7 protein-coding genes and 1 pseudogene are annotated in these 12,168 nt (G+C 41.6%); 2 read left to right on the top strand and 6 right to left on the bottom strand.

Going from position 1 to position 12,168, the window contains the following annotated elements:
• Nucleotides 1-247 precede the first annotated feature (247 nt).
• Together F6K57_RS30325 and F6K57_RS30320 are read right to left on the bottom strand one after the other, a co-directional pair.
• Complete coding sequence (locus F6K57_RS30325; RefSeq protein ID WP_293024928.1) at nucleotides 248-1,552, bottom strand: oligosaccharide flippase family protein; 1,305 nt, start codon at nucleotides 1,550-1,552, stop codon at nucleotides 248-250.
• A 247-nt stretch (nucleotides 1,553-1,799) separates the two neighbouring features.
• Entirely contained in the window at nucleotides 1,800-2,708 is a 909-nt protein-coding gene (locus tag F6K57_RS30320; RefSeq protein WP_293071905.1) for a sulfotransferase, read from the bottom strand.
• Between the two features lie 313 nt (nucleotides 2,709-3,021).
• Here F6K57_RS30320 and F6K57_RS30315 point away from each other — a divergent pair.
• Nucleotides 3,022-4,094 (top strand): annotated as a pseudogene (locus F6K57_RS30315) (ISKra4 family transposase).
• Between the two features lie 52 nt (nucleotides 4,095-4,146).
• Here the strand turns inward: F6K57_RS30315 and F6K57_RS30310 are convergent.
• The 4 genes from F6K57_RS30310 to F6K57_RS30295 all read right to left on the bottom strand — a co-directional run bounded on the left by F6K57_RS30310 (nucleotide 4,147) and on the right by F6K57_RS30295 (nucleotide 11,035).
• Nucleotides 4,147-5,241 (bottom strand): glycosyltransferase, encoded by a 1,095-nt coding sequence (locus tag F6K57_RS30310; protein ID WP_293071904.1) that lies wholly within the window; start codon nucleotides 5,239-5,241, stop codon nucleotides 4,147-4,149.
• Nucleotides 5,238-6,485 carry an O-antigen ligase gene (locus tag F6K57_RS30305; protein ID WP_293071903.1) on the bottom strand — a complete coding sequence of 416 codons (1,248 nt, stop codon included), beginning with the start codon at nucleotides 6,483-6,485 and terminating at the stop codon, nucleotides 5,238-5,240. Before F6K57_RS30305 ends, F6K57_RS30310 begins: the two co-directional genes overlap by 4 nt.
• 244 nt (nucleotides 6,486-6,729) lie before the next feature.
• A complete protein-coding gene (locus tag F6K57_RS30300; protein WP_293071902.1) occupies nucleotides 6,730-8,403 on the bottom strand; it encodes an alkaline phosphatase family protein in 1,674 nt (557 codons plus the stop codon).
• 400 nt (nucleotides 8,404-8,803) lie between these two features.
• Nucleotides 8,804-11,035, bottom strand: a complete 2,232-nt coding sequence (locus F6K57_RS30295) for a polysaccharide biosynthesis tyrosine autokinase (RefSeq protein ID WP_293071901.1) — start codon at nucleotides 11,033-11,035, stop codon at nucleotides 8,804-8,806.
• A 450-nt stretch (nucleotides 11,036-11,485) separates the two neighbouring features.
• Here F6K57_RS30295 and F6K57_RS30290 point away from each other — a divergent pair, with 450 nt between their 5' ends.
• Nucleotides 11,486-12,121: a sigma-70 family RNA polymerase sigma factor gene (locus F6K57_RS30290; RefSeq protein WP_293071900.1), complete on the top strand. Its 636-nt coding sequence runs from the start codon at nucleotides 11,486-11,488 to the stop codon at nucleotides 12,119-12,121.
• Nucleotides 12,122-12,168: the final 47 nt, after the last annotated feature.

Raw genomic sequence — 12,168 nt, 5'->3', positions numbered from 1 at the left:
TGCCAGAGACTTATTGCTAGCTCTAGTTGATTCTAAGAGAATATCCGTAAAAATTATGTAAAGCTTTATTAAAGAAAGTGAAATTTCATCCTAAGTAACAGCAAATTTTTTGTAAAAATCAGCCAAGGTCATGGGTAATGGTGATCCGATTACCGATTACCCATGACCAATTACCCATGAGCAATTACCCATGAGCAATTACCTAACAATCTTAGGTTACATCCCTCTTAGAGAAAGGGGATAAAGATTAATGTTCCGATTCTTGAAGGCGCTTGCTTCTAGTCACCTCTTGCCGATATAAGACAAACACTAATAGCCATAAGCTGAGCATCCTCAAGGAATCTGAGGTTAAACTTGACCAGGCAGCTCCCTTCCATGAATACAGAGGAATTAACCAAAGGTTTAACGAAAAGTTCAACAGAGCTGCCGTTACTTGTATGCTACTACGCAACCCTTGAAATCCAGCACCAGTCAGGGTGTCCGCCGCAAAAAACTGCATGGCTTTAAAAAACGGTATCGGTGCTAACCAACGTAAGGCATTGACTACCTCCCTATAGTCATCACCTATAATGTAGGGTACCATTGGAGCGGAGATAAACAACCCGATACCAGCAGCTATTCCGTACATACCAGCAATTGGTGATAGACGCTTGGCCAGATTGAGACTTCCCTGGATGCCAGCGGCTCCCTTCTGAAAAAACTTGGCATAGGAAGCCGCTAACAGAGATTGTACAGGGACAAATGCCACATCAATTAAACGGTATGCAGCAGCATATATACCTGTAGCTTGTAATGTAGAAAGACGCGCTAGCATGGTTTTATCTACATTGTTGTTAACCGTTTCAGCACAAAGGTTGAGAGAAAAGTAGAATCCCTGAAGCATCTCCGGCTTGATCTTTGATATTGCCAATTTAGGAGTTCCTAACATCCGATGTACCATCAGAAATCCAACCCCAGCTGCTATTGCTGTACTAGCCAGATATAAAGCTCCCCAAACTACAATATCTGATGTCTGAAAGAAGCTGACAAAACAAAGTGTTGCCACTAAGTTTTTTAGACTGAGTAAAAAATGAATCTGGGCGGTGTGCTTAAGCTGACTGACCGCGATAAATGCCTGACCAGCGGTGGCTAAAATTTTCAAAAAGAGTAAGTCAGACAAAAATACCAAAAATATTAGCAGGGGCGACGTTTCTTTAGGTAAAATAGCTGGAGCTATAAGCATAACTAAGGCAATTAGCACCAAACTAGAGGTAAAAATCATCAACAGCGCATTGCCCCAGTATTCCTTGAATAAGGCTCGGTTTCTAGAAACATTTTTAATTAAAACATCTCCACTCCCCCAGGTTGCGAAAGGGGATATAATCGCCGCTAAAGCCGTCAAACTAGCAAACAGACCATACTGTTGAGCACCGAGGGTACGAGCAATCATCACGAAGTAGGCGGCTTGGACAATCATCTTCAGAAATTTAGCCAATAGCATCCACAAGGTGTTACGTACTAGGGATTTCTGAAATATGCCAATGAGCCTGGATTTGAGGGATTGAAAATTCATATCAAGTAATTTGGAGCATACCTTTTCGCTGCCAGGATTATCTGCCAAGTTGGTAACTGATCGAAAATTATCTCTGATTACCCAGACTAAGAAGACAATCAGGGAATTGGTATGACTTATACCAAGTTGCCATCAAAGATATTACTATAAAAGTTAGCATCATAATACCTCTGAAGGCAACTTATATATTATCTGATTTATTCCTGCTTAGATGGCTAATTTTTCATTATCCTCACCCTTAGGCTGACTAGCTGCTTAATCCCACTAATTCTTTGCTATACCATGCCGATATCTCCCGCCCCAATAATTTGAATAGCTTTTGATTGTCATTGGCATAGATGGTGTAGAGTTTTTGAATCGCTGATGGACTGGGGCGAAGCTTTTGGTGTTGTAAGGGTAAGCGCTGATCAACACGATTGATCAACCCACGCATAAATGGGAAACGGGTTCCCAGATAACGAGCAATTGGTGAACTAGTGCTTTGATGGACTTTCTTAGACTTTTTCCTAAAATCAAAGGAAGAATCTATGTCAAGGAATTCACAAACTTTTTTCATAGAATCCTCTGAGTTTTGAGCAATGTCTTCTTCAAAGACTAGAATTAGCATTTGCTTAGGATCGAAGTATTCATAGTAGGCTTGCAGTTGGCGATAATATCGTCCCATATCGATGATGCCATAGCGCTCAACTAGGGGTTGTTTATCACCAATTAATAGGTCATCAAGGTCATAATTTAGAGATATAGCTCCATTTTTGATAAAGTGATTTATAGCAGCAATGGCTCGTTCAACTGGATTTCTTAGGACTACAATAAGTTTGGCTTCAGGCAATGTCTCGTAGATTAGTCGATGGGAATAGGAAATTTCTTCGAGAGGGTCATAGTAGACTTTACCCTGGGCATCAGGCAATGGATCGATCCATAAGTAATTAGGAGTTTTTTCTCCAATTGCTTTTTTCCCATTAACATCAGCAAAATGTTTTTTATACCATTCAATACCTTGATTGAGATTATACCTCTTATTAAAGTAATGAATCTCATTTGCAGGTATAAATACCTCAGGATGTTCCCTGAGATTATGGGCTAACCAGGTAGTTCCAGCCTTTTGGGCTCCAATGATTAAAAAGTTCGGTAAAGTCACTAACAACTCTCTCGTCATATGGCACTGCTATTTCGCCATTAATTCTACCTATATAAAAATCGACAAAACAATTGACTATATTGCTGATTATCCTAAGTAAGTTTGCTGATCAGCACTACGCAAATCTAGGGATTAATACGGATTATTTTCCCTAGCCAGAGCATAATTTGAGCACGAGAGTCTGAACTAATTAGCTAATAATAAATTAATTTTTTGTTATTATGAATAACCAGATAATACCAAGAATTTAAGGGGTGCATCTCACTTTTGCAAAAATACCAAAATCATGATATGATTGGAAATAACCTATTTTTAATAATTACTAAAAATTATGAACTTGAGTCCGGAATAAAAGCAAGAGCTAAAAGAACATTTAAAAGCTGTCGCTCAACTTTTATATCGCCACACACCCCCAGTAAATAAGCAAAGATTTGAGGATCTAGAAACAACCTTAAGAGACTATATCCAAGAAGAAGTTTCCCCAGAGATAGCTAAATTTTTTTTTCAGAAGTCAGTCAAGTTAAAATTGGCAGACCTCGAAGAATAAAAACGATATTAGGAGAGGTAGAAATCACTGATAAACAGGCGGATTATTTTGAGCTAAAGCCTCATAGTCGATTGAGTCCAAAACTGGAAAAAAATGCTCTGATAATTTGTGCAAATGAATCCTATAAGAGAGCTGAGGAAGATTTATGGGCAATGACGGGAATCAAAATTTCACATAGTACGTTACAGAGATTAGTTCAAAAGCAAGATTTAGACTTGCCAGAATCTAGATTAGGAATACAAGAAGTAAGCTTAGATGGAGGAAAAATCAGGTTACGTACAGAAGAAAAGGGTAAGCCCTGTGAATGGAAAGATTATAAAGCAGTGTGTTTGAATGGAACATATATAGGAGCATTTTTTCAAGAAAATCAAGTTTTAATAGATTGGGTAAATAGTCAAAAACTTCTCAATCCGTTTTTTTGTACAGGTGATGGTCATCAAGGAATTTGGAACTTATTTGAAGACCTGGGAGAACCCGATCAAAGAAGAGAAATATTGGATTGGTATCATCTAAAGGAAAATCTTTATAAAGTGGGAGGTTCATTAACACGTTTAAAAAAAGGCGAAAAGTTACTCTGGTCAGGAAAAGTGGCAGAGACTTTAGAGTTATTTAGGGGCTTAAAAAAGAAAGTAGCACAAAATTTTTGCAACTATATAGAAACTCATAAAAATCGAATAATTAACTATGAATACTATCAGATATAACGAATTAGTTCCCTAGGTTCAGGAGCAATTGAATCGGGCATTAAGCAAATAGGAATGCGAGTTAAACTATCAGGAGCACAATGGAATATTAAAAATGTTAATAAGATTATTTTTTTTCGCTGTGCTTACTTAAATGGAATGCTTTATCAATGATGTTTTTACAAAGATGAGATGCACCCGAAATTTAAGCTCTATTTAACATGAGTTAATAGGTCGATTGTTTATACGTCAATATGCGTATCACTTGGCGGATTAGTTTCACTAGCCATAGAATAATTTTAGGACGAGATGCTGAACTAAGCGGCCAATAAATTACTGGTTTTACCATACTATAGGGCATTATCCCTACCCACAGTAACCAATGACTCCAGAGTAGCTTCTTTTTCCAATTAAATTTAGAATATTTCCAGATTGACCAATATCCTTTATAAGCTAAAACTAAAGGGGAATCAGAAGCAAAAGGATGATGGTGAGGATCTAGTCGTAAAGAAGCGATACGGTGAATCAAATGATTGGAGTCACGAAAGCTCAAATCCGGGCATACGTGATAGCCTAACTCAGTCGCCTTGCGTACTAAATAGTTATACTTGATAAAATCATGGTTGATAGACCGACGAAACCGTTCAATGGGAATGGTTCCCTTAGAAAAAGCCCACAAATTCTTCCCATGTTGTCGGTATGCCCCAAGGGGTTTTTCAATCGATAGCACTTGCCCATAAAATGGGTTCAGGGTGACTAGATAGCCGTCAGCAGCTATGGTAAAGTCAGATTCAGGTATAGGAAAAATTTGAGCTAGTGCTGACCGTGCAAAACTATTGCCACTGGTTACAGTACCGCTGTACTTTCCCTTCTCCAACAAAATTGGCCAAACGGTGCCACTATCAAATTTTATGTCTGGAGCTGGAAAGATACCAATGAATTCACTAAGGGCATTGACCAACTCTAAACGATATTGCACCTGGACTACCCCTGGTTTCCAAACGGCGACCACTTCGGACACCGCATTAGGGAATAAGTAATCATCAGCATCTAAAAAAATTACAATCTCCCCACGGCTGACATAAAAACCGGCATTGAGTGCCGATGCTTGCCCACCATTTTTCTTGAGGATAGGAATAATTTTATCACCGTAGCTAGTGATAATCTCCTGAGAGTTGTCAGTGGACTCATCATCCACCACAATGACTTCTGTATTTGGATAAGTCTGACTCAGGCTACTGTCAATCGCTTGAGGTAGAAACTGACCGTAATTGTAGTTGTTGATGACAATGCTGACTAATAACTGAAAGTTTTCGTTCATTTCAATAGGTTTGGTTGTCGCTCTAATGGAATAAGCACCGAAAGAGCTACAGATGTGTAGAGCACCCAAAAGATATTGTTTTGTATCATCACTGACGTCTCAGTGATATTGGCTAACACGGTATAGGTTAAGAACAATAATGGCCAGAGATTCTCTGATGTTTTACTTACACGAAGCCAAGCAATAGCTCTTAGTAAACTAAAACTAAATCCAATTAGGTAGATTGATACTCCCAAGATTCCTAAAGCTAGCCATAGGTCGAGCAAGCCGTTGTGGGCGTTGGGAGCTGCCCACAATACTGCACGCCAGACATAGGCAGATTCACCATTAAAGCCATTCCAGAATGAACCATAGCCATAACCGAGCCACGGCTGTTTATTAATCATGTCCAACACGAAGGGCCATAGCTCTGTACGACCGGTCAAGGTAGCATCCTTACCGATTGCACCTAGCAAAGCGTCTGCATTATCTAACAACCAGATTAAGACGCTGCCTCCGAATGTTGTCATGGCAAATATAGTCGGAATCAGTAGGTCATATCGCCACCGTAACATCCGGTATAGATATAGAGATAGTAACATAATTATAAGACTAACCAGTGCAGTTTTGGAAGTTGTAAATAGTAAAAGAATTACGGAAAAGCCAAACCCCCCCCAGAACAGTAAATTATTTTTTTTGCCCCGAATAGCCAGGAGCAAAAATACAACTGCACTGGGCACCATGACTTTGCCAAGAACATTTTTATGGACGTATATTCCTCGCCAAGTTCCAGCATGAACTCCCCCCATAATCCCGTATTTCGGCAGAGCCACAATAAACATAAAACTGAGCAATACTGCTACTCCGAACGCCCAACCCAGCATTTCTAGCTGTTCTTTGATGGTGTAGCGGCTGGCGAGGTAAACACCAAACAAAGTTGTGCCAATTAGGGCAACAGCACGGTTGATGGTCGTTGTTGGTTCAGAAGACCAGAAAATAGATACTACTGCTATCCCCACCAACAGATTGAGCCACCTATCTTTACTGAGGACATAAAGTACCTTTTTCCACCGTAGTGTTAGGAGGAAAAAGGTAACGAGATAAATTAATACGAACAGCAATCTACTGAGGGAGGAATCAAATTCTTGTATGACATCCCCCTCACTTCTGCCTCCTGATAAAATTACAGTGAGTACTCCTCCTGAATAGAGCACCAAGGAAACAGTAGTGAAAATTGGTTCAAAAAATGCCAACAGTTTTCTCATGAACCCTGGTTTATATTGAAAAATTGTAATTATAAATTTGTATTCATAATACTGTATGTAAAAGTTGCTAAGCTGTTTTGAATTTAAATGCACAACAGCTTAAAGCAATGAATGAAATTGTTTAAACTTAATAGCATCTGGCCAGCTAAGAGTGCATCCACACCCTTAAACCGGCTGAATCTAAGAGGCTCAGGAATTACCCAGATAGGGAAATTAAACCCTATCCCTAGGTTTGATTTATATCTCAGGCTGAGATAGATAAATTCGGACTAAGTAGAGATTTGCCATCAAAGTAGTCCGGAATCGGTGCTCCCATCAACCTCAAGATGGTTGGCGCTATATCTACAGGATGAGCTTCTGGCAAACTAGAACCGGGGGTAATTCCTGGTCCGCTTGCCATCAAAAAGCCTCTGGCTCGGTGACCACCAGGACGATTATAGGTAATTGGACCAATGCGTCCCACATCAGGACTATCAACTACATCTGTGGGACACTCGTGCCATACGACTACTAGGTCAGCATCTGGCAGTTTGGGGTTATCATCTGTGGCGACGTTATGGGTGCGCACTACTTGTTTAACTAATGGTTCTCCTGTCCTGCCATCGGTAAGGCGATAAAGGAAGTCTGTTAGGTTATCGCACAGAGCATCATACTCGGAAGGGTCAACAATACCATCTCGTTCCCGTCCTTTGAGGTTGATGCGAATATGTCCATCAGCAAAGGCGGGTAAAGCAAAGGCTTTCATCTTGGGCCAGAGGGGAGTATATAGAGTAGCTGGCATCCAACCCAATTGCACCTTGTGCTTCATGAGGGGATAAGGAGAGAGTAAACCGTGCTGGCCAGATTGTAAAAAGGCTTTATGGGTCCAGGTGTTGAACAACTGCTTAATGGGATTGGGTTCATAAATCTTTCGCCATACTTCCCCTGGCCAAGAGTTGCGGATTGGACGAGTAATTGGTGGTGGGGGAGTGACTCCGATTTTGCTGGGAGTAATGGCATATTTGCCAGGGAAGTTATACCGATAGACCAATTCTGGCAGGAACATCATGCTCATCAAATCGGTAACATTGGCCGCCATGCCATGAACTGCGAAACACAAGATATAGGCATCTTTAGGGGCAGCAGCGATAATTTTTGCGATCGCATCATCCACCGCTTCAAAGATTTTCAGCATTGGGTCTCCAGCCTTACCATTCTTTTTGCTCTGGTAAGGGTAGAGCTGGTGATCTGGTTGGCTGCGGTCCCACAGGTCATGACCAGCACTGTGAGTTTCACCAAAAGCGGTCACGAACAAGTCCCACGGTTCACGCTGAAGTAAATCCCGACAAATCTCTGAGCGGGTGGAGATACTTGTTTTTAGAGCTTCCTGAATCCATTTAAAATAAACTGGATCCCACCAGCGACCATTATCTTTATGGAGCACTGGGTTTTTGCCGTATTGGGCAATAATATTGGGCAATAATTCCGGCGGTTGGGAATGGCTTGGCACAAAGGGATAATGTCCCCCCCAACCCAAAATTTGTAAGCCATTAATTTGATCTGACAGTCCTGATACTGGTACATCAAAGGCAGCAACCCGGTAGTCATTCCCTAAGGCATAAAATGGATTATACTCTTTATAATCGTATCCACTATAAATTTTGTCGCAGACTACTTTATAAGTTTCTGGATCAAATTTTATGGTATCCCAAAAACCGGTTTTATCTGGTAAACAACCGGTAGAAAACATTACCCACAAGGGTTCAGTGGATGAAAATTCAACTGTCTTATTGTTGTAGTTAACGGTATTGTTCAGGCGACCATAGATTCCTTGTTGCCGTATTTTGTTGAGGGTCTTCAGATGTCCTTGGGACATCCACTTCTCCAACAATAGCGGGTCAGCTGCATCCAGTCCAATAGCAATTACAGGGGTTTTCATGGTAATATTCTAGATTTTATATATAAGTAAAGCTAATCCATAAGAGCAGGTCTGGTTGACTAATCATCATCTTATGGAGCAGGTAATTGGTAATTATTAATTGGTAATTATTAATTTATCATTACCTAGTTGACGATTACCGATTAGTAATTCCCGATTCCCATCCAGGGATTATTTTGGTTGGGAAGTGATTAACCGGATTTGATATAATGTTTCATTTCTCACTAAGAATAATTTAAGTAGTTATTTCCTAAGGGCGTTAACTAATAAAAAATAGGTAACTAATCAAACAATAGGGTTTTAGTCTAGTTATAGTCTGGATTAATCCAGGAAATTAAATCATTAATTTATATTGTTTGATTTTCGGGAATAGCGATTAGTCATAAGTCATAGTTTTAAATCATCTCCGGGAAACCTTCGAGGTTTTTTTAGTCTCAGCTTTACGCTGTGCCAATCTTCTGACTGAGCCATAATCGAAGTATTCCTGTGACTGGTAAAAGTAACCAATCGATTCATCTTTTTGAATGACACCATTAGCCACCAAACCCAAAACCGTCTGACCGGAACTATCTAACATTTGTTTAGCCACATTAGCATTAGCAAAATCCAGCACACCTGGTCGAGCCACCAACAACATGCCATCAGTCATTGGACTTAAGCAAAGGGCATCAGCAGTCAGAAGTAAGGGTGGGGCATCAATAATCACAAAGTCATATTGGGTTGAACATTCCTCAATCAGGGAAGCCATTTGCTTTGAATCCAGGAGTGCCAAAGGATTAGGAGGCATTACCCCAGCAGTGAGAACATCAAGATTTTCCATGGCTTGACAGATGGCAAGCTCTAGAGGCACTTCACCAATCAGTACCTGGCTCAAACCGGCCACATTCATTACTTGCCAAATATAATGCTGACAGGGGTGACGCATATCGGAATCAATCAGCAAAACCCGACGCCCCAGTTGAGCCATAGCAGCGGCCAAGTTTGCTGATACGGTAGATTTGCCTTCCTTGGAAACGGAGCTAGTGACTACAATAACTTTAAGTGGGTGATCAGACCTGAGAAATTTCAGATTCGCTTGAATCATCCGGTAGACTTCACTCACCATGGAATGAGGCTGGTCTGTTACGGGCAATTCCCCTCCGAAAAATAGGTCATCCCGACGACGGGATAGCTTCTTGTGCTTGAAAACTGGAATCACCCCTAGCACAGGATATCTTAATAACTGCTTGACTTCTTTGAGAGTTTTGATAGAGCGGTCTCTCATTTCCAAGAGCAAAACAGCAGTCGTGGCCAGTGTGACCCCCAACATCACCCCTAGAGCCAACACCTTTATTTTCTTATCACCTAAGGGCTTTTTAGGGACTATTGCTGGCTCAATGATGCGAGCATTAGCGGTATCTTGGTTTTCTGCGACCTTTAATTCATTGAGATTTTTCAACAGGGTTTCATAGGTCAAGCGCGCAGCTTGGACTCGTTGTTCGAGCTGCTGCTGAGTTTGCTCCAACCGAGGAAGAACATTGACCCGTTGTTCATAGGCAATTCTAGCCTTAGCAAGAGTTGCTAATCCTTCTGCTAAACTTCGACGTTTGACTTCTGATTCAATAAAATCGCTAATCAGTTTTTGTTTGAGCTGGTCAACTTCTAAAAGCCCTTGAGTAATTTGTATCTGAGTACCAGCCAGACTCTGTGAGCCTAGTATTTGATCAATCTGCTGTTGTAAATGACCTCTGAGGGAGCGTTGCTGCTTGGTCAGCCGAATCATGACCGGGTGATTTTTACCGTAACGATTTTTCCCAACCGCTAATTGCCGCTCAACCTCTTGCAGTTCTTGGAGTACGCCCTGTACTGAAGTAGACTGACTCAGGGCACTGATAGCAATTGCCTGCTGGGGATTAAGACCCACCTGGTTTCTCAAGCCAGCAGCTTGGGCATTGGCTTCTTCAAGTTGAGCTTGAACTGTGGTAATTTGGCTGTCTAAGTCAGCCATCACCGCTACCAAAGACCGGGATTCTTCTGTGAGGGATACAACCTGATTGCGTTCCTTAAATTGGCGTAGAGCAGCTTCTGCTTGCCTGACATTGGCTTCACTTTGAGGAAGTTGGTTAGTAATAAACTCACGGGCTTTTGCTGCTTCCGACTTTTTGGATAGGATCTGATTCTCTATATAAAGCCTCATTAATTGATTGATCACCGCCGCCCCTTTTTCTGAGTTCTTACCCTTGTAGGAAAGCCTAACCACATCGGTGCCACCCACAATTTTGACAGTGAGCTTTCTTTTGAGGGCTTCCGGTTCCCAAGGTAGACCTTCGTTATCAGTGAGGTTGAGTTGATCAATGATCTGTTGCAGAAGCGGGTGGGAGTAAATCACCTCAATTTCAGTACTCAGAGGGTTCTGGGCATCAACCAGAGGGCGTAACTGTTCAATTTCCTCCCCCAACCCAGTCAAGAAAGGGGTTCGGTCTATTTTAAACAGTAGTTTTCCTTCAGCTTCATAGGAAGGCTTGAGAAACAAGGTAGACCAGGCCGCTGAGATAACTGTAAATAGGAAAATAGCAACCGCTGGCAGCCAACGACGTTTCAATAGTAGTAAGTATTGGCTAATATCGATATCTATAGAACTTCTAGACTCCATAAGTTCTTAAGGGACTCCCCCTAGGTAGATTGCACAATAAAATAATTTTTGGTATTGGGGCCGATTAGCTACCAAACCTGCCATCCGTCAGATGCAACCTATATATGGAAATAACCAATTATATTGAAATAATAATACAAGTAAATCATATCAAAAGTCCCTCGACATTAAAGAGTTGGTAAAGATCTGCAAATTTTCCGTGTTTCTTGTGATTATAAGAAAGTTAAGGGGCTGACTGGGTGTAGGGCAAACGGGGTTAGGGGGTAGGGTTTTGCGACCGATGGTTGTGTCAGTAAGACCAGCAATCCCTGGAGCTGTTTACTGTTCTATCTTCCGAGTTAACCCAAACCCGGTCACCCTACCCCCGCTGGCTCCATTTCTGGCTAAACTTTTACCAAATTGAACCATTCTGTTGGCCAGTGAGTCTAAATAACATAGGAAAACAAAGCGGTGAGGGAGAACCCACAGTTGTCAGTCAGATCAGCCCAGGCTTCAAAAGAAGATTCTGCTGCTGCAAAAACAACCAGCACAGACACAGAGTTGGTATTGCAGTGCCAACAGGGGAACCAGCAGAGTTTTCGCCAACTATACCGACGCTATCAGCAGCGCGTCAGGTCAACTATATATCAGCTATGTGGTGCTTATGCTCTTGATGATTTAGTACAAGAGGTGTTCCTACGAGTTTGGAAAGGCTTACCAAAACTACGGCAACCTTCACAGTTCTCCACCTGGCTTTACCGCATCTGCTGGAATGTGGCATCGGATCAGCGGGGCAAGTTGCAACGGCAACGTGCCTTCAACCTTCAACTTCCAGAGGACACAGCTGATCTACCCCTAAAAAATGCCAAGTCTTCCTACACTCCTGATCTGATGCAGTTGCACTATCAGGACATTATTCAACAAGCAATGCAGCAACTGAGCTTGAACCATCGTGCTGTGCTGGTGCTACATGATTTAGAGGATGTGCCACAAAAGGAAGTTGCTAAAATTTTGGGCATAGCTCTCGGAACGGTTAAGTCTCGTCTTTTCCACGCTCGAACTTCCCTACGGAAATATATCATCCAACAACAAGGAGAGATGCCATGACTCAGTTTCAACCTGATGACCAACAATGGCAAGCATTTCTGCGCCAA

The organism is Moorena sp. SIO4A5 (assembly GCF_010672005.1).
GTDB lineage: Bacteria > Cyanobacteriota > Cyanobacteriia > Cyanobacteriales > Coleofasciculaceae > Moorena.
The sequence above is the reverse complement of the archived record's forward strand: the minus strand, read 5'-3'. Positions and strand labels throughout refer to the sequence as shown.